The organism is Bacillota bacterium, assembly GCA_013178045.1.
Taxonomy (GTDB): domain Bacteria; phylum Bacillota; class Ch66; order Ch66; family Ch66; genus Ch66.
In genome coordinates, this window is the sequence record JABLXP010000001.1 from 1 (window position 1) to 18,640 (window position 18,640).

The window sequence follows — 18,640 nt, forward strand, 5'->3', positions numbered from 1 at the left end:
GCCTGGAATAAAATGTTAAATTACATTGTGGTTTGGTTTTTGACCTTAATCTAGCGAAAAAAGAGTACATCTAAACGACTAACAATGTTTTACCTTTAACAAAAAAGCTAATTTTGCAAAAGGCTCAAATAATTATCTTATATCTATATTATATCTTTTGTTATATCTTTGCGGTTAGAAATTTAATAATATAAGTATTATAGTTTCGCAAACCTTTGGAATAAGGAGGGAAACTGGATGAATCAACCTGAACGTTGGATAAATGTCCTGCAGACAATCGAGACAGCGATTACAACCGAAATCAAGCTGGGCTGTACTGATGCAGCGGTTTTTGGTGGATTCTCCAGCTTTCTCGTTAAGCACATTGCTGACCTGTTGCGCAACGGTAATTCCATATCAGCGACGGAGCGAACTGAACTCGAACATTTATTACGCCTGGCCCAAACTTATCCAAATCAGCCGCTAAGCGGTCGCCGGCGATTAATTGAGCTGGTGAAAAAATCGATTGAGCGCTTGCTAGGGGCGGAAGATACTTATCGGGTTCAGGTACAGCAGAACATGAAAACGCAACAAACCAAGAAAAAACGACAGCAGGTGTCTACTAGTCAGGAGAAGGTTGAAGGGCCACTGGCACCAGTTCAATACGTTCCCCACGTTGGTCCGCAGAGAGCAAAAATTTTAAGGCGGCTGGGGATTCAAACCGTGACCGACTTGTTGTACCACTTCCCGCGCCGTTACGATGACCGGCGTGAGCTGAAAAAAATCAATGCCCTGACGCCGGGTGAGTCGCAAACGGTTGTGGGCTCAATTCGGGCTGTTCAGGAAAATCGTCCTCGCGCCCAATTGCTGGTGACGAAAGCCCTGATTACCGATGAAACTGGAGGGGTTAACGGGGTTTGGTTTAATCAACCGCATATCAAGAAACAGCTGGCACCCGGGAAGCTGATCATGGTGTCGGGGCGGGTTACGGTCAATCTTTACGGTCGGGAAATTCAGGTGACTGATTTTGAACTGCTAGACCCTGATGAGGAGATCAACGGACAGATACTGCCAGTTTACCCGACGACCGAAAAATTTTCCCAAAAAGCTTGGCGGACGATCCAGCGAGCGGCGCTGGAAAAATACGGACACCTGTTTCCCGATGTCTTACCACCGCCGTTGTGTGAGCGACACGGGTTGATTTCTTTACGGGAAGCGCTGGTCAATATTCATTTTCCAACCGATCAAGAGAGCCTCCTTGCTGCCAGGCGCCGGTTGGTCTTTGAAGAACTGTTTATTATTCAACTGGGGCTGGCTATGCTGCGGCAAGGGCGGAGGTATCAAACGGTTGGTAAGCAACATCTGGCGCGGGATGGAGTGTATGCCCGATTTCTGGAACAACTGCCTTTTGAGCTGACCGGGGCGCAAAAGCGAGTGGTGAATGAGATCATTCAGGACATGGAAAGCCCCCAGCCGATGAGCCGCCTGCTCCAGGGCGATGTTGGTTCAGGTAAAACCATGGTGGCCATGATCGCCCTGGTTAAGTGCGTGGCCAGTGGTCACCAAGGGGCAATTATGGTTCCCACGGAAATTCTGGCGGAACAGCACTACCTTGCGCTGCAGGAAGTGGTAGCGCCAGTTGGGGTGCGCATCGGGCTTTTAACCGGCAGCATCTCCCGTAAAGGCCGGGAACAACTGTTGGAGGATCTTAAGCGCGGGGCAATTGATATAGTTGTTGGGACCCACACCCTGATTCAGGAGAGCGTAGAGTTCAAGTCACTGGGATTGGTAGTAATCGATGAACAACATCGGTTCGGTGTCCGCCAACGCGCGCAGCTTCAGCAAAAGGGGCAGTACCCCGACGTCCTGGTGATGACGGCGACGCCGATACCCCGGACGCTGGCGCTAACTATATACGGCGATCTGGATCTCTCGATCATTGATGAGCTGCCCCCGGGACGGAAAGAGATTCAGACTTTTCATATCACTGACCGTGCTAGGCCGAAGATGTACCGGTTTTTACACGAACAGGTCAAAGCAGGGCGGCAGATATACGTTGTCTGCCCACTGGTTGAGGAATCCGAGGCAGTTGACCTCAAAGCCGCGAGTGATCTGGCTGAAATATTGCAGAGCAAGATTTTTCCCCAGTTTCGAGTGGGTCTGCTGCATGGGCGGTTGAAGCAGGAGGAAAAAGAAACCGTTACGCGGGCTTTCCGCGATGGGGAGATCGATATTCTGGTTGCGACGACCGTCGTGGAAGTAGGTATTAACGTCCCAAATGCGACCGTTATGGTGATTGAGCATGCCGAGAGGTTTGGGCTGGCCCAATTGCACCAACTTCGGGGGCGGGTTGGCAGAGGTATTCACCAAAGCTACTGCTTACTGGTGGGGAACCCGAAAAGCGAGGAGGGCAAAAGACGGCTCCAGGTGATGACCGAAAGCAGCGATGGCTTTGCGATTGCTGAAGAGGATTTACGCCTGCGGGGGCCAGGTGAATTTTTTGGCCCTCGCCAGCACGGTTTGCCGGATTTGAAGATCAGCAATATTTTAAAAGACGTGGATATTTTGCACCTGGCCCGTCAAGAGGCGTGGCAACTGGTGAACGAGGATCCGTTGTTGGTCAGACCTGAATACCAAACCCTGTACACTCTAGTGCGTGGCCGGTTTAAACATCTCGACTTGACGATTTGAATAAAAAATTGCATCAGATCGCGAGTATAATGACCGGTCAAGGAACACACAATAAATCGTAAGGGAGGTGTTGTGCAAAGAATGGTGAGAAAAAGCAGAAATGGAGAACTGGACCCTGGTTCTCAGGTGGAGAAGTTTAAATATGAAGTGGCGCAGGAAATGGGTCTGAGTGCGCGGAGTGCCCGACGACAGGTGAAAAAAGCTAAAAAAGAGGATTAAGATTAAAAGCGCCGCAGGGCGCTTTTGCTGTCGGAAACAATTAATAATACTTTTTGCTGTTTACGTGCTCATATACCAAATTCAGGGTTTCACCAAAACGTTGGAAATGCACGACTTCCCGTTCGCGCAGGAAACGCAGGACATCTGTGGCGAGGGGGTCATCGGAGAGATTAATTAACCATTCGTAGGTTGAACGGGCTTTTTCTTCGGCAGCCATATTCTCGTACAAATCGGTAATGGGATCGCCTTTTGATTGAATGTAGCTGGCCGTCCAGGGGACTCCTTCACCGTTAACGAAATACAGGGCTCGATCGTGATCGGCATAGTAGCCATCCAGACCGGCTTCTTTAATTTTTTCTAGTGATGCGTCTTTTAGCAGGTTGTATACCAGAGCGGCTACAATTTCCATGTGGGCCAGTTCTTCTGTCCCGATATCGGTTAGCACGCCCTTGGCTTGTGGGATGGGCATGGTGTAGCGCTGGGTTAAATAGCGGAGAGAAGCGGCTAATTCGCCGTCCGGTCCACCATACTGGGTAATAATGGCTTTGGCTAAACGCGGATTTGGTCCGGAAACCTTAACCGGACACTCCAGCTTTTTTTCATAAATCCACATGGGGTTTTCCTCCTTTTGCTTGCTAATCAGACTTCCCAGGGCCAGGGATCGTCAATCCATTTCCAGGCGCGGGGACTTGGTGAGTGACCATAGTTGGTGAGCGGGCCGTAACGGGTTTCGTAATCCCGTTTTGCGGCGTTTAATTGGGACACGATAACATTGAAGTCGAGCAAAGCTTGGTGGTCGTCCGGATGGGTGTCGAGGTAAAGGTTAAGATCCAGAGCGGTAAACTCAAGCGCCTGGATTAACTCCAGCAGCTTCATTTGTTCTTGGGACATCCAGGTGTCACTCCTTTCTTCCAGTAGATTAACCATGGTCAATTCTTTTCCCGGTGCTGACGGTAGCCGTTCTTCCCCTTTTTTACATAGGGACGGACGAGTTCTGGAAAAATTGTTCCTCGGCGCAGGCCCTCGATTGGCTCAAATCTGTTGGTATAGACTTGAAAAGGGACGTAAGCCCGGGCTAACTCGTGATCTTTGACGGACATTTGTTTCATATTTTTCAAAAACCCTCCTTTCCATGATTCTTATTTAAAATAAATTTCGAGTTTAGTGTATTGTATTCATTTGGTCACTTAAGGGTTCATTCTTTGCTCTGTTCGAAGTAGTGAAACAATAGAAGAGAAAAAATAAAAAAAGAGCGGCATGAAACCACTCTCGGATTGAATTCATTAGATTTAGGGATGAGATTTAGGGATGACCCCCAAAACAGGTAGCAAGTTCATAACATATCAAAGCTTTTTAAGGCCAATACTAAGAACACCAAAGGAAAGGAGGTGACAACGTAAAAATGGCAAGAAATCGAAACGCTGCTGCTTTCCCAGGAGCTCAACAGGTTCTGGATAAGTTCAAGTATGAAGTTGCGAACGAACTTGGCATCGGTGCTCAATGGGCAAATGGAGACCGAGGAAGCCTCCCATCCAGAGTTAATGGAGCTGTCGGTGGCTACATGACCAAGAAGATGATTGAGTTTGCCGAGGCGCAAATGGCGCAAAACCCGGCATTGACTCAACAATTCTCTGCTTCGGCTGGTCAAGACCACCGACAAGGTGCAACTCTGAGTTCACAGTAACTTCTCAAAAACCTGGCTTAGTCTATCTAAGTCAGGTTTTAAACTTTACTGTAGATAAAGGGCGAAGTTATTAGGATTAACCTGAGGATGTAAAGCCATTGAGATTCCACCAGCGATTGTCTTTGATACTGTCTGGATCATGGAATCGATTTCTTTCGGCGTGACTGTCAGGTTACCGCCAAAGGGTTCGAGGACTTGACGAATAGTATCATCGACAGCTAACGGGCGCAGTCCCTGATACATTTTTAGCTCCCGGAAGAGGGTTTGAATGGCTTCTTCGATAATTACCGCCGCATGAACAACGGTTGGTACCCCGATGGCAATCACCGGCACCCCCATGGTTGCTTGGTTGATCCCCGTGCGCTTATTACCTACCCCTGAACCCGGATGAATTCCCGTATCGGCGAGCTGGATAGTTGTCCCGATCCGGTTAACGCTTTTGGCTGCTAGGGCGTCAATAACAATAATAGCGTTTGGTTGAACTTTCTCGACCACACCCTTAATGATTTCAGCTGTTTCAATCCCGGTTATTCCCAATACGCCCGGTGCCAGAGCGCAAACTGGCCGCATGCCGGGTACTAACGCCTCAGGCGCATATTTGAACAAGTGACGGGTTATAATGCTTTGATCAACTACCTTGGGGCCAAGAGCATCCGGGGTAGCATTCCAGTTGCCGAGTCCGATGATCAGCACAGTCGCGTTATTATCGAGCCGGAGCAGGTTTTTTAACTTGGCACTGAGCAACTGGCTGATTTTTGTCTGTATATCTGGATCACTGTGACTGAGTCCTGGGGCTTCAATGGTAATGTAGTTTCCTCTGGGTTTTCCCATGGCTTGCTCGCCCTCAGGGGTCATAATCACTACCGTAGTGATAGTGGCGAAATCGTATTGTTCCTTGTCTTCGCGGACGCCGGGAATCTCCTGACCCGTCTGACCGCGAAGAAGTTCATGGGCTTCAATTGCTAGATCAAGATTAATGCCGAAATGACGATAGAATTGGTTTAAGACCATGGTTCCACCTTTTTCGAGATTTTTCTTTAGGTCTCTTAATACATTAAGGTTTCCTGATATGTAAAAATTATTCATTAAATAACAAGAAAATCGCCGGCGGCGATTTTCTTGGGAGAGGAGGGTCATCAGAAGAGAGCATAGGGGAGACGTCTTTTTTTAGTCTCCAAATTTATTTTACCCAATAACGGTTCGAGCATATTCGAGTTATTCCTGTTATTTCAGGTAAGGGTTGGTAATTACATCTCGTGATTTTTCGGATTTTATGATATAATGGCAAATAATATCGAGAACCACAGTTTTTTAACATGCCATAAGAGAGATGGTCTTTATTGCGGATAATTACTGGCACAGCGAAAGGTCATCGTTTAAAGTCTTTGAAAGGGCAACAGACTAGACCAACTGCTGACCGGGTTAAGGAAGCAGTGTTTAACGTGCTCAATCCGGTAATCGCCGGCAGCCATTTTCTGGATCTTTTTGCAGGTACGGGTAACGTTGGGATTGAGGCGTTAAGCCGTGGTGCTGAATACGCCATCTTTATCGATGAGAACCCGGCCGCTTGCCAGGTAATTAAGGAAAATCTTGAGAAAACTCGCCTCCTGGACCGAGCTGAGGTATATAGACAAGACGCCCGGCGGGCGATAGAAATTTTGAGCCGACGTGGGAAGCAATTTACTCTGATCTTTGTTGACCCGCCCTACCGACAGGGACTGGTTGAGCCAGTTTTGCGCTTAATCGATCAAAACAATCTCTTAGTCCAGGCAGGGTGGATAATTGTTGAAAGCGGGGCAAACGAACAGCTGCCGGAAACAGTTGGCCGCTTGTCTCTATTTCGTAGAGCAACTTATGGTGATACCAGGATCAGTTATTATCAATTGGGTGGTGTTTCACCACTGGCAAATCAGCGTGGGGAAGATAGGAGGATGATTTAGTGGAAGTGCTGGCGATTATTGATGAGTTGGAGGAGTTGATCGAGACCAGTAAAAGGATTCCGATGACTAATAAGGTGCTGATTGATGCCGACGTATTTTTGGATCAGCTGGATCGGCTTCGTTCAATTTTACCAGAAGAAATTCGACAAGCTAAGTGGCTAGTGAGAGAACGCGAACGCTTTCTTGAAGAGGCCCGGGCTGAGGCCGAACGAGTGAAAGAGGAAGCCAAAGTATACCTGGCCAAAATGGTTGATGACAGCGAAGTGACCAGACAGGCTCAATCAGTAGCTAAGGAAATCGTTACCCACGCGCAGAAAGTAGCCAGGGAAATTCGTCTGGGTGCAGCCGACTATGCTGATGAACTGTTAAGCCGCATCGAAGAGTTACTGGGGAGAAGTCTGGAGTCAGTGCAAAAAGGACGAGAAGAATTGAAAAAAAACAGACCAATAGATGATTAAGTTAAACTTAGAACTCCCTATGGGGGGTTATTTTTTTTGTAGACTTCGGCATGCTCCAGCTCCAACTAGCATCAAACCCATAACCAGTGTAGTAAGTAATAGATTCCATTTCAGCAGACCGCCCAGAGATATGCATCCACGCGTAACTGATGCTGGGGCTAAAACCGGAGTAATCGGATTAAGGACAGACCAGTGGTTTAGGATGAAGTAGAGGAGCAGGCCAGAAAAGAAAGCGTGGAGGAGCCGAGTGAGCACAAAGGCACGCAGGCGAATGTCAGTGTGGCTGATCATGGCCGCGATCTGGGCATGGATCGCCAGACCACTCCAACCTAGAATTGCCCCGGCGATCGCGGCATTAACCAGGGGTGGCGGAGTTTCACTGGCCAGTTTTGTCCCCAGGGTCATTTCAAAGAAGCCAGTAGCCAAAGCGTTGCCCAACTCAGCTGGAATACCAAACTGAATTAATCCCCAGGCGAAGCTCTGGCTGAACAGATGAAGCAGGCCAATTACAGCAAGCAACCGGATCAGGACAGCGAAAACAATAATAAAGCCACCAATGGCCAGAAGGTTGTTGACAGCGGTGCGGATGGCGTCTCCCAGCAACTGGCCGATTGCTCGACCATCGGCTCGACGCGCTTCTAGCATCACCTTTATCGCTGTCTGCAGGGAAAAATTTTCGGACGGTTGACATTGTTTAACCTCAATCTCTCGGGAGCGGTAAAATCGAAGAGCGATCCCCAAAAGAAGGTTGATCCCATAATGCACGATGGCTAGCCATATCCCCAGGGCTGGTTGGTGGAACATGCCTACAGCCACGGCGACAAAGATAAAGAGGGGGCTGGCATTATTGGTGAACGAAACCAGGCGTTCTCCCTCAGCCTGGGTGCAGAGCCTGGCCGTGCGGAGACGGGCCGTCAGCATGGCTCCAACGGGAAAACCTGAGGTATAGCCCATGGCCACTACAAACCCTCCTGAACCAGGCAAGTTGAATACGGGGCGCATCAGGGGTTCCAGCAGTACCCCCAGAAAATGCACGAATCCCAGCCCCACCATTAATTCAGACATGACGAAAAAGGGAAGGAGAGCGGGAAAAACAATGGTCAACCAGGTATTTAACCCGCCAACTGCGGCAGTAAAGACCTCCTGGGGATAAATGATCATCGTCCCCGTAAGGATCAGCACGTTTAAGATCCAGAACCAGAGTACCCAGGTAGAAGACATTTTAATAAACCTCCAGGTGGCCAGGATGACACCAATAGATTCTCTGGCTTAGTTTTACGTTATAAATATATTGGTTAGAATAAAATGGTAGACCAACGAATTTTTGGTTTGCCCTAATATCATCACGGGCAGGAAATAAACGCCGTAACCGCGAAAAATCCTAAAAGTACAAGGCTTTGCTCAGCGAGGTGATGGTTATGGGCCGACGCCCACGGGTAGGTCTGGCACTAGGTGCAGGCAGTGCCCGCGGATTAGCTCATCTAGGCGTTTTGCAGGTATTGGAAGAAGAACAGATCCCTATAGATATGATTGCCGGTTCAAGTATTGGCAGTATGGTGGGAGCTTTTTATGCCATTGGCCATGACCTCAAACTGCTAAGCAAAATGGCTGTCCAGCTCAACGCGAACTCGCTGCTCGATCTTGGTGTGCCCCGTCTGGGGTTTGTGGCGGGAAGAAGAATCAGTGAGTTCCTGTATTTGTTGACTAAGGGCATGACATTTGCTGATTTAAAGGTCCCACTGGGTGTGGTAGCGACTGACCTCGAATTGGGGGAAATGGTAGTCATTCGAGAGGGATCGGTGGCTGAAGCCGTTCGGGCAAGCATCTCTATTCCTGGGGTGTTTCAGCCAGTTGAGCTTAATGGCCGTTTATTGGTGGATGGGGCGGTGACCGAAAGCTTGCCGGCTGGCGTGGTTCGAGAGATGGGAGCTGATATTGTTATCGGTGTGGATGTTTCGTTTGGGACGAAAGAGGTTAGGATCAGGTCGATCTTAGACGTCTTCTGGCAATCGATTGAGATTTTAGAGCGCCAAGTTTTTACCAGCCGGGTAAGTCAGGCAGATGTACTGATACAGCCGGCGGTTTGCCATATCGGGTCGAGTAAGTTTGACCGGGCAGAAGAATGTATTAAACTGGGGATTGAGGCAGCTCGCCAGGTGATACCTCAGATTAAGGAAATGATTGAGACTTGGCGCGATTAACTGTCAGAAATAATCACTGGCGAGTGTCGCAGGTCGGGATGCCCAAGCCGCTGTTCTTGTTTGGGGTAGAGAACAGTGTACAGATCACTGGCTAGAATATCAAGGGAAAGCATTGCCAACTCACGCGAGCCATCTCGCGGTGGCCAGGGGCGGGGAACTTGGGTGATAATCGGCAACGTAGCCCGGGTCTTCATCGCCTGCAGGATGGTCCGTCCATGCTGGTTCAAGCCCAAGACCCGCAGATAGGTGGGGCCGGTAGCGGTAAAAGAACTGGCCAGTTCCTTAGATAACCCGAGCAGGGAGTGGAGTAACAGTCTTTTCAGCCGCGTATAACTGTATCGCTTAGTTTTGATCTTCTGCAACAGGTCCTCGAGGGAAAATGACTGTTGGGCCTGGTTGACCAGGCGGTTTTCTATGCCCTCGCTGGCTTCTACAATGTGGCGTAGTTCTGTGGGTGAACTACGCCTTAAAAAAGCCAAAACAATGGGTGCCAGTGCTTCGTCCAGCACAGGTCCTCTTCCAGCCGCAAACTCAACCTGGAGAATGTTAATCGTTGAAGGGGGAAGAAGTGATTCCAGCTGGCTCCAGACAGCAGGATTAATTTGTCGCCCGTCCCAATGCTGACTGATCAGGTGGCGAATAGCGGTAGCACTGGCAAACTGGCTATCCTTCTGAACGGAGAGCTGATGGAATTCTGCACCCCGCCGCGGGATGGTCAGAGGAATCACCGGGCTATTTTGGCTGATAATCTCTTTCAAGTATTCAATGGCTAGAATGTTGTTGGGTTGGCGTAAAATCTTCTCTAAATCTGTGGGCCGGATGCCGGTTGGTGGATGATGTTCAATAAACTCTTTCAGGGCCAAACTACGCGCCAGGGGAAAAGCAAGTCCCTCAGCAAGGCGTGCTTGAAGCAGTTGTTTAAAAATTCGTGGTTCCTCAACGAGGATTTGAGCAATTGTATGTAGTGGTTCCAGTCGGCCGAGTTCACTGCCGAATGCCAGGTGGGTGATAACACCGGTGGCAGTGAGCAAACGGATCGCTCCGTGGGCAAACCAGTTGGCACTGCGAGTAGCGTAAGCCACTGGTAATTCAAAAACCAGGTCGGCACCTGCCTGCAGGGCCATTTTGGCGCGGGCCCACTTGTTGACCAGGGCCGGCTCACCACGTTGTAAAAAATTACCGCTCAGGACACAAATGACTCCATCCGCGTTAACGAGGTTTCTAGCGGCGTGAAGGTGGTACTGGTGTCCGTTATGTAAGGGATTGTACTCGGCGATGATTCCTATATTCCGCATATTTCTCTCCTTATAACATCCCAGTTAAAATATTAACTGTTCCATTTTGTACCATAATCAGCTATAATATTTGTGTTAAAAGTATTACCATTTCAGGGTAAATAATCAAAAAGGAGGGCATGAAATGAGTTTACTTGAGCAAATGAGAGAGAAAGCTCGCCAAAACAAAAAAGTGATCGTTCTTCCCGAAGGTACTGAAGAACGAACCGTCAAAGCGACCGAGATCATTATCCAAGAAGGCATTGCTGATCCCATCTTGTTAGGGTCCCCTGAGGAAATTAAAGCGGTTGCGGCTAAGGTTGGGGCAGACATCAGTGGTGTGAAGATTATTAACCCAGCGACGGCTCCGGAGTATGAAAGCTATGTCAATACCCTGTACGAAATGCGGAAGAGCAAGGGAATGACCGAAGATAAAGCCAAGCAACTGCTCCTTGATCCGCTGTACTTTGGCGCGATGATGGTTCAGCAAGGGGCAGCCGCAGGTGAAGTAGCTGGTGCCCGCAACACAACTGGTGACGTCCTTCGCCCGGCCCTGCAGATCATCAAAACCGCTCCAGGAATTAGCTCGGTCTGTGGTGCGTTTATTATGATTGTACCTAATTGTGAATTCGGTGACAATGGCATATTTGTCTTTGCAGACTGTGCGGTTACACCGAACCCGACAGCGGAGCAACTGGCAGAGTTTGCCTATCTATCTGCTCAGTTTGCCAAGAATATTGTAGGGATTAAAGAGCCTAAAGTGGGGATGCTGTCTTTCTCAACGAAAGGTAGTGCTGACCATGAGCTGGTTGACAAAGTTGTCAAAGCAACTGAGGTGGCGAAAGAAAGATTCCCCGAGATGGAAGTGGACGGCGAGTTCCAGGCTGACGCCGCACTGGTGCCGAAAGTTGGGGCTTCCAAGGCACCTGGAAGTATGGTCGCTGGTAAGGTTAATGTTCTTATCTTCCCAGATCTGCAAGCGGGGAATATTGGCTACAAATTAGTGCAGCGTCTGGCGAAAGCGGAAGCCATTGGCCCTATTCTCCTGGGTATGGCTAAACCAGTCAATGACCTATCCCGCGGCTGCAGTGTAGATGATATTGTTAACGTGGTGGCGATCACCGCTGCTAGGGCCTAAAAAGATTCAGGAGGTGGGTTCAGGAGAGTAGAAAGTGAGTGAACAGAAAGACTGATAGAAAGCCAACTGAATTGTGGGGAGGGTAATTAATCAATGAGTTTTAATGTACTGGTTGTTAACTGTGGTAGTTCGTCCATTAAATATCAAGTTTTCGATATGACCGACGAGAAAGTTCTCGCCAAGGGATTAATGGATCGGGTTGGCATCCCGGGAACTGTTTTGACTCATAAGCCGGAAGGTAAGGCGGACGTTGTAATCAACAAAGACATGCCAGACCATACTGAGGGGATGAAACTCGTCCTTGAAACCCTGGTTCATCCTGAATACGGGGTAATTAAGGATATGTCTGAGATTAAAGCCGTAGGTCACCGGGTGGTCCACGGGGGTGAAGCTTTCGCGAAATCGGTACTCATCACCGATGAGGTGAAGAAAGTTATCCGGGATTGCTTTGACATCGCACCCCTGCATAACCCGCCGAACTTGATGGGTATTGAGGCATGTCAAGCATTAATGCCGAACGTTCCTCACGTCGCAGTATTCGATACGGCATTCCATCAAACCATGCCGAAAGAAAACTTTATGTATGCTCTGCCTTATGAACTGTACGAGAAATACAGGGTTCGCCGGTATGGTTTCCACGGGACCTCGCACTATTATGTCAGCCAGCGGGCTGCCGCTCTGCTGAATAAACCCATTGAACAGACCAAGATCATTACTCTTCACTTGGGCAATGGCGCAAGTATGGCAGCAATTAACGGCGGCAAGGTCATTGATACCTCGATGGGCTTCACTCCGCTGGAAGGGTTGGTTATGGGGACCCGTTGCGGAGATATCGACCCCGCGATCGTATTTTTCATTATGGAAAAGTTGAACATGGGTCCAGCGGAAATCAATAACTACTTGAACAAAAAATCAGGTGCTCTTGGACTTTCAGGTGTAAGCAATGATTTCCGGGATATCACAGAAGCGGCCCAAGCCGGCAACGAGAGAGCCAAACTGACCCTTGATGTTTACTGTACTCGGGTCAAGTCCTATATCGGTGCCTATACGGCCCTGCTCAATGGTTTAGACGCTATTGTTTTCACGGCTGGTCTGGGCGAGAACGCGATCGATATCCGCGAACAAATCGCCAGCAATCTTGAGTACCTAGGGATCAAAATCGATAAAGAAAAGAATAAGGTCCGGGGAAAAGAGGTCGATGTGGCCACTGATGACTCGAAAGTGCGGATTTTCGTTATCCCGACCAACGAAGAACTGGTTATTGCCCGCGACACCTATGCAATTGCCCGAAATTTAAGCTAATCTAGCGACCATAAAATCGGTATGATATTCCTTTTTTAAGCGAAGAAAACCGACCCAACGAAAAGTGGGTCGGTTTTCTTCGCTGAATCAGAGGAGTTCAAAATGGCCACATTAAAAATGGTGATGAAGACGTGTTTGGAAAATCAAGAAACCGTAAAAGGATGATAAAACAAAATGCTATTAATTGGGTTAACTTGACAAACCTCCGGCCTATTTGTATAATGAATTTGGCAATTATGGGGTGAAAAAAATGAAAATCAATGTGGCCGCCCTAAAGAATAATCCCGGCTATAGCCTTGAACAAACTTTTCAGGAAGAATATCCTGACTTCGATCTGGGCGGGGAACAGGTCCAGTTTAAACAGCCAGTGAAAGTCAAGGTGAAGCTGACCAGTATTGGCAAAGTATTGCTTCTCAAGGGCTCGATTGAGAGCCTACTTGCGTTCAAGTGCAGCTGCTGCCTCAAGCCGATTACGCATGATATTCAGACGATATTTGAGGAAGAGTGTTGTCACGTGGAAGACCTGGATGAGCTGGGCCTAAATCAGGGTGACGAGGGTCTGGAAGACCGATACCTGATTTATGAAGGAGACGTTATTGATCTCCAACCGATAGTGATGGAAAACATTATTTGGTCGTTACCGATGAAGCCGGTGTGCCAGGTTGATTGCCGGGGCTTGTGCCCACAGTGCGGGCGGGATCTGAATTTAGAGCCTTGTCAGTGCCAGGAAATAAAAATCGACCCCAGGTTGGAGGTCCTGCGCAAATTGCTGACTGAGTAGCCTACCAATACCAAATAGCTAGAAAATTCCAGGGAGAGAGCCTGGTCGGTGCCCTATGAAAAGGAGGTGTCAGGCATGGGAGTACCCAAGAGGAAACGGTCAAAAGCACGGAATAATGCGCGTCGGGCGATGATAAAGATTAGCGCTCCGGGGTTGGTTGAGTGTCCGCAGTGTCACGAACTGAGAATGTCCCATTATGTATGTGCATCGTGTGGTTACTACAAAACCAAAGAGGTAATTAAAGCTAAAAAACCAAGTAAATAAAAAGAAATCGAAACAAGAAAGTAAGTGAGGTTATTAACCGAGCTTACTTTCTTTGTGCTTTTATTTGTAATGGAAAAAATTTTGTTTTATGGGTGGTATTGATTCCTTCTGGATGAATATAATATACTAGTACCAGGTAATAAAACCAGCTAATAGGATGATGTGATATGGCTGACCGCCATAAAGCCAAAGAGAAAAGACAAGCTGAACTAACGGCGTGTCTGGAAGACAACCCGTTTCTTACCGACGAAGAATTGGCTAAACTCTTTGGCGTAAGTGTTTCCACTATTCGTCTCGACCGACTGGAGCTTGGTATTCCAGAACTGCGTGAGCGGATGAGGCTTATGGCTGAACGCCAGTTTCCCCCAATCCGTTCTTTAAGCGGTGGGGAACTGGTGGGCGAACTCATTACCCTGGAAATGGGCCGGCAAGCCATCTCTTTAATGGAGATCACAGACCAAATGGTTCTGGCTAAGACCAGGATCGCTCGCGGCCACCACCTGTTTGCGCAGGCTAATTCACTGGCGGTAGCAGTGATTGACGCCGAGGTTGTCTTAACTGGTTACGCGCGGATACGTTTTAAAAGACCGGTCTATATTCATGATAAAGTGGTTGCTAAGGCTGAAGTAGTAAACCGTAAGCACCGGGTTTATCACGTCGAAGTTACTTCACGGGTTGGCTTGCAGGAGGTTTTCCGTGGTAAATTTATCCTATTCACCAAGGAGGTCTAACCATGAAAATTGCTCTCGATGCCATGGGTGGTGACTATGCACCGGCGGAGATCGTTAAGGGAGCTGTCGAAGCTGTGCAGAATTACGAGCTTGAAGTAATCCTGGTTGGGGTGGTGGAAACTATTCAGGCAGAACTGGCTAAATACCCACCTACCGATCGGATTGAGATCTTCCCCGCCAGTCAGGTCATTGGTATGAATGAGCACCCGGCTGCAGCAATTCGGAAAAAGAAAGATGCTTCGATTGTGGTCGCAACCAGGCTGGTCAAAGAAAATGTCGCTCAGGCGGTCGTCTCGGCCGGTAGCACGGGGGCTCAGATGGCGGCAGCTTTGTTCGGACTGGGTCGGCTGGAGGGAGTTGACCGCCCAGCCATCGCGACGGTTGTGCCGACACCCCGGGGGCCAAAAATTATCCTGGATATGGGAGCCAACGTGGATTGTCGGGCCAAACATCTGGTTCAGTTTGCCTTCTTGGGCAGCATTTACGCTGAACAGGTACTAAAGATCACCAGGCCGCAGGTGGCATTACTCAACATTGGAGAGGAAGAAACCAAGGGCAATGAGGCAGTGGTGACAGCCTATCAAATCCTCAAGGGAAGCAGCCTGAACTTTATCGGAAATGTTGAGGGACGAGAGTTGTTCAACACTCCGGCAGATGTAATTGTTTGCGATGGTTTTGTAGGCAATGTTGTGCTGAAATTAACTGAAGGGTTAGCCTCCACATTATTTGGTTTGCTGAAGGAGCAATTTAGCCGGACCTGGTTGACAAAGTTAGGTGCTGCTCTGGTTCTCCCAGGACTGAAAGAACTGAAGCGCCAATTGGATTATACTGAGTACGGAGGTGCTCCGCTGTTGGGGGTGGATGGGGTCAGTATAATTTGTCACGGAAGTTCGCAAGCTAAGGCGATCCGTCATGCTCTACGCGTGGCGCGGGAGTGTGTGGAGAGCAGTTTTGTAAGCGTGCTCAAGGAGCAAACTCCACAAATTATGAATACAGGAGAGGAAACAGCGAATGACCATTAGTTTACGGTCAGTGGGTATAGTTGGAACTGGCTCATATTTGCCTGAACGGATATTAACCAACCAGGATTTGGAGAGAATGGTTGATACCAGTGATGAATGGATTGTTACGCGTAGTGGTATTCGCCAACGGCGGATCGCCGCAGATGACGAGGCTACTTCTGATCTATGTGTGAAAGCGGCGGAGCGAGCGATGCAAGCTGCCGGTGTGACCGCTAGGGAACTTGACCTGATCATTGTAGCGACTGCCACGCCGGATATGTTGTTTCCCTCAACCGCTTGTCTGGTTCAAGAGCGATTAGCGGCCTGTCAGGCGGCGGCCTTTGATCTTGCCGCTGGCTGCAGCGGGTTTGTCTACGCAGTATCGGTAGCGACCCAGTTTATTGCTACTGGGGTGTATAATACCATCCTGGTTGTCGGAGGAGAGACCCTCAGTCGGATCGTCAACTGGCAGGACCGGAATACGTGTGTCCTGTTTGGCGATGGCGCAGGGGCGGTTGTCTTGCGCCCTGTTGAAGCCGGACGGGGAGTGCTTTCCTTGCACCTGGGGGCCGATGGGCAAGGAGGGGGACTCTTAAAACAACCGGCCGGTGGTTCGCGCCTGCCAGCTTCGATTGAAACAGTTCAGGCGAATTTACACTACATTCACATGCAGGGGACAGAGGTCTTTAAGCACGCGGTGCGGGCAATGGGTGATTCAGCGATAGTCTGCTTGAACAAGGCGGGAGTAACGGTGGCGGAAGTAGATTGGTGTATCCCGCATCAGGCCAACCAGCGCATTATTGACGCCACGGTCAAAAGGTTAGGGATTCCGCCAGAGCGGGTTTATGTTAATCTGGACCGCTATGGTAACGTCTCCGCAGCTTCGATCCCGATCGCCCTGGATGAGGTGAACAGCCAGGGGTGGATTAAACCAGATGATTTGGTCTTGCTGGTGGCCTTTGGTGCCGGTTTAACCTGGGGGTCAGTACTGCTGCGTTGGTAAGGTTATATTCTTTTGTGGGTTAGGCGAGGCATAAGGAGGATAAGGTAAAATGTTAAAAACGGTTTTATGCGACCTGGTAGGAATTCAGTACCCGATTTTTCAAGGAGGAATGGCCTGGGCGGCCACCGCGGAACTGGCGGCGGCGGTTTCCCAAGCCGGTGGACTGGGGATTATTGGTGCGGGACACGCTTCCGCGGATGTTGTTCGAAAGGAGATCAGGAAGGTTAAAGCAGTGACGAGTAAACCCTTCGGGGTTAATATAATGTATCTTTCACCCCACCTGGAAGCTGTAGTAGATGCTGTGATCGAGGAACGGGTCCCGGTGGTTACCACCGGGGCGGGAAATCCTGGCAAGCACATTCAACGGTTTAAAGAGGCCGGGATCAAGGTTTTTCCAGTTGTTTCTTCAGTAGCCCTAGCCAAACGGCTGGAAAGAATCGGGGTGGATGGGCTCATTGCGGAGGGCATGGAGTCCGGTGGCCACATTGGCGATATCACCACCATGGCCTTGGTCCCTCAAATTGTGGATGCCGTGCAGATCCCGGTGGTCGCGGCGGGGGGAATCGCTGATGGTCGTGGGGTGGCGGCGGCGCTAGCTTTAGGAGCGGTTGGGGTCCAACTGGGTACCCGCTTTGTCTGCGCGACGGAGTGTATTGCGCACCCTAATTATAAGCAGGCCATTATTAAAGCCAAAGACCGGGATACGGTTGTAACCGGGGCGGCGGGACACTACGTCCGGGCGATCCGCAATAAGCTGTCGAGGGAATACCTGGACCTGGCGGCTGCGGGAGCTTCGCTCGAAGAACTGCTCAAGTTAGGTGAAGGCAAATTGAGACAAGCGGTGATCGACGGAGATGTTGAATACGGCACGGTGGCGGCCGGCCAGGTGGCGGCTCTGGTGACCAAGGTTCAGCCAGCGGCGGAGATTATTGCCGAGCTGGTTAACGGAGCCGAAGAGGTCATGCGGAGACTGGAAGGATATATCGTTAAGAAATAAAATAATGATTTGCCGGAGGTGTCGAATTTACAGCGTGAGTAAAATTGCTTTTGTTTTTCCCGGACAGGGTTCCCAGTACCCCGGAATGGGTAAAGAACTGGCGGAATATTATCCAGTGGTCAGGGAGATATATCAGCAGGCTGATGCGACATTGGGCTACGCCCTATCCCAGCTGTGCTTTGCTGGGCCGGAAGATGAACTGCGCCAGACGGCCAACACCCAACCGGCCATTTTTACTACCAGTTACGCCTGCTGGCGGCTGCTGGATGAGGCGGGTGTTAAACCGGCAGTGATGGCGGGGCATAGCCTTGGTGAATACACAGCCCTTACGGCGGCGCAAGCTCTTGATTTTACGGCAGGGGTGGCCCTGGTGCGCAAGCGTGGGCAGTATATGCAGGAGGCGGTTCCGCCGGGCCAGGGAACGATGGCGGCGATTATGGGTCTGGAACGGGACCGAGTTGCTGATATCTGTGCTCAGGCCAGTTCAGTTGGGGTGGTAACGGTGGCCAACATCAACAGCCCTGGTCAAATCGTCATCGCGGGCACAACGGCCGCTGTTGAAGAGGCCGTCCGCCTGGCGAAATTGGCGGGGGCAAAGAAGGCGGTCACTTTACCGGTAAGCGGACCATTCCACTGCCCGTTAATGCACCCGGCGGCGGAGCGGCTTAAGTCCGATCTGGAACAGGCAGTAATTAGACCACCCCAGATCCCTGTGCTTGTGAATATAAACGCCGATTATGTTCAAACTAGTGATCAAATTCGCCAGGCTCTCGTCTGCCAGATGGAAGGGGCGGTGCAGTGGGAGGCCATTGTCCAGCGAATGGTTGCGGCGGGGGTTGAAGTCTTCGTTGAAGTTGGTCCGGGAAAGGTGTTAAGCGGATTGATCCGTAAGATCAGTCGGCAGGCCAAAGTCCTGAATGTTGAAGACAGGGCGTCCCTGGAAAATACTCTTGCATATTTAGGGGAGTGTGGCTAAA

Annotated in this window: 21 protein-coding genes; 15 read left to right on the forward strand and 6 right to left on the reverse strand. The window is 49.7% G+C overall.

Features of this window, described 5'->3' with window-relative positions:
* Positions 1-237: 237 nt before the first annotated feature.
* Together recG and HPY81_00010 are read left to right on the forward strand one after the other, a co-directional pair.
* The gene (recG, locus tag HPY81_00005) at positions 238-2,670 is read left to right on the forward strand and encodes an ATP-dependent DNA helicase RecG (protein ID NPV25844.1); all 2,433 of its coding nucleotides are present in this window, start codon (positions 238-240) and stop codon (positions 2,668-2,670) included.
* Positions 2,671-2,742: 72 nt separating this feature from the next.
* A complete protein-coding gene (locus HPY81_00010) occupies positions 2,743-2,889 on the forward strand; it encodes a hypothetical protein (GenBank protein NPV25845.1) in 147 nt (48 codons plus the stop codon).
* A 40-nt stretch (positions 2,890-2,929) separates the two neighbouring features.
* Here HPY81_00010 and HPY81_00015 read toward each other — a convergent pair whose 3' ends face one another.
* The 3 genes from HPY81_00015 to HPY81_00025 are packed head-to-tail and all read right to left on the reverse strand — an operon-like array spanning position 2,930 to position 3,998.
* The gene (locus HPY81_00015) at positions 2,930-3,502 is read right to left on the reverse strand and encodes a manganese catalase family protein (protein ID NPV25846.1); all 573 of its coding nucleotides are present in this window, start codon (positions 3,500-3,502) and stop codon (positions 2,930-2,932) included.
* Positions 3,503-3,528: 26 nt separating this feature from the next.
* Positions 3,529-3,780: a spore coat protein CotJB gene (locus HPY81_00020; protein ID NPV25847.1), complete on the reverse strand. Its 252-nt coding sequence runs from the start codon at positions 3,778-3,780 to the stop codon at positions 3,529-3,531.
* 38 nt (positions 3,781-3,818) lie between these two features.
* Positions 3,819-3,998, reverse strand: coding sequence for a spore coat associated protein CotJA (locus HPY81_00025; protein NPV25848.1), 180 nt, complete (start codon positions 3,996-3,998; stop codon positions 3,819-3,821).
* A 293-nt stretch (positions 3,999-4,291) separates the two neighbouring features.
* Between HPY81_00025 and HPY81_00030 the strand changes: the two genes are divergently transcribed.
* Positions 4,292-4,573, forward strand: coding sequence for an alpha/beta-type small acid-soluble spore protein (locus HPY81_00030; GenBank protein NPV25849.1), 282 nt, complete (start codon positions 4,292-4,294; stop codon positions 4,571-4,573).
* A gap of 45 nt (positions 4,574-4,618) precedes the next feature.
* Here HPY81_00030 and HPY81_00035 read toward each other — a convergent pair whose 3' ends face one another.
* On the reverse strand, positions 4,619-5,584 hold the full coding sequence (locus tag HPY81_00035) for a GPR endopeptidase (GenBank protein NPV25850.1): 966 nt from the start codon (positions 5,582-5,584) through the stop codon (positions 4,619-4,621).
* Between the two features lie 329 nt (positions 5,585-5,913).
* Between HPY81_00035 and rsmD the strand changes: the two genes are divergently transcribed.
* The gene (gene rsmD / locus HPY81_00040) at positions 5,914-6,513 is read left to right on the forward strand and encodes a 16S rRNA (guanine(966)-N(2))-methyltransferase RsmD (protein ID NPV25851.1); all 600 of its coding nucleotides are present in this window, start codon (positions 5,914-5,916) and stop codon (positions 6,511-6,513) included.
* The gene (locus HPY81_00045; GenBank protein NPV25852.1) at positions 6,513-6,971 is read left to right on the forward strand and encodes an ATPase; all 459 of its coding nucleotides are present in this window, start codon (positions 6,513-6,515) and stop codon (positions 6,969-6,971) included. The genes rsmD and HPY81_00045 overlap by 1 nt, the downstream gene beginning before the upstream one ends.
* 27 nt (positions 6,972-6,998) lie before the next feature.
* Here HPY81_00045 and HPY81_00050 read toward each other — a convergent pair whose 3' ends face one another.
* Positions 6,999-8,192, reverse strand: a complete 1,194-nt coding sequence (locus tag HPY81_00050) for a sporulation integral membrane protein YlbJ (protein ID NPV25853.1) — start codon at positions 8,190-8,192, stop codon at positions 6,999-7,001.
* Positions 8,193-8,383: 191 nt separating this feature from the next.
* Between HPY81_00050 and HPY81_00055 the strand changes: the two genes are divergently transcribed.
* Positions 8,384-9,172, forward strand: a complete 789-nt coding sequence (locus HPY81_00055; protein NPV25854.1) for a patatin family protein — start codon at positions 8,384-8,386, stop codon at positions 9,170-9,172.
* On the opposite strand, the gene HPY81_00060 is transcribed toward HPY81_00055, so the two are convergent.
* On the reverse strand, positions 9,169-10,467 hold the full coding sequence (locus HPY81_00060; protein ID NPV25855.1) for a nucleotidyltransferase: 1,299 nt from the start codon (positions 10,465-10,467) through the stop codon (positions 9,169-9,171). The genes HPY81_00055 and HPY81_00060 overlap by 4 nt on opposite strands.
* Before the next feature lie 124 nt (positions 10,468-10,591).
* On the opposite strand from HPY81_00060, the gene pta reads away from it, so the two are divergent.
* From pta to fabD, 9 genes are all read left to right on the forward strand, one after another.
* Positions 10,592-11,584 (forward strand): phosphate acetyltransferase, encoded by a 993-nt coding sequence (gene pta, locus HPY81_00065; GenBank protein ID NPV25856.1) that lies wholly within the window; start codon positions 10,592-10,594, stop codon positions 11,582-11,584.
* Positions 11,585-11,677: 93 nt separating this feature from the next.
* Positions 11,678-12,886, forward strand: coding sequence for an acetate kinase (locus HPY81_00070; GenBank protein NPV25857.1), 1,209 nt, complete (start codon positions 11,678-11,680; stop codon positions 12,884-12,886).
* Between the two features lie 250 nt (positions 12,887-13,136).
* On the forward strand, positions 13,137-13,667 hold the full coding sequence (locus HPY81_00075) for a DUF177 domain-containing protein (GenBank protein NPV25858.1): 531 nt from the start codon (positions 13,137-13,139) through the stop codon (positions 13,665-13,667).
* A 75-nt stretch (positions 13,668-13,742) separates the two neighbouring features.
* Complete coding sequence (rpmF, locus tag HPY81_00080) at positions 13,743-13,931, forward strand: 50S ribosomal protein L32 (GenBank protein NPV25859.1); 189 nt, start codon at positions 13,743-13,745, stop codon at positions 13,929-13,931.
* Positions 13,932-14,098: 167 nt separating this feature from the next.
* On the forward strand, positions 14,099-14,662 hold the full coding sequence (fapR, locus tag HPY81_00085; GenBank protein NPV25860.1) for a transcription factor FapR: 564 nt from the start codon (positions 14,099-14,101) through the stop codon (positions 14,660-14,662).
* A gap of 2 nt (positions 14,663-14,664) precedes the next feature.
* On the forward strand, positions 14,665-15,684 hold the full coding sequence (plsX, locus tag HPY81_00090) for a phosphate acyltransferase PlsX (GenBank protein ID NPV25861.1): 1,020 nt from the start codon (positions 14,665-14,667) through the stop codon (positions 15,682-15,684).
* Complete coding sequence (locus HPY81_00095; protein ID NPV25862.1) at positions 15,674-16,666, forward strand: ketoacyl-ACP synthase III; 993 nt, start codon at positions 15,674-15,676, stop codon at positions 16,664-16,666. The genes plsX and HPY81_00095 overlap by 11 nt, the downstream gene beginning before the upstream one ends.
* A 49-nt stretch (positions 16,667-16,715) precedes the next feature.
* Positions 16,716-17,663, forward strand: a complete 948-nt coding sequence (gene fabK, locus HPY81_00100; GenBank protein ID NPV25863.1) for an enoyl-[acyl-carrier-protein] reductase FabK — start codon at positions 16,716-16,718, stop codon at positions 17,661-17,663.
* Positions 17,664-17,697: 34 nt separating this feature from the next.
* Positions 17,698-18,639 carry an ACP S-malonyltransferase gene (gene fabD / locus HPY81_00105; protein NPV25864.1) on the forward strand — a complete coding sequence of 314 codons (942 nt, stop codon included), beginning with the start codon at positions 17,698-17,700 and terminating at the stop codon, positions 18,637-18,639.
* Position 18,640: the final 1 nt, after the last annotated feature.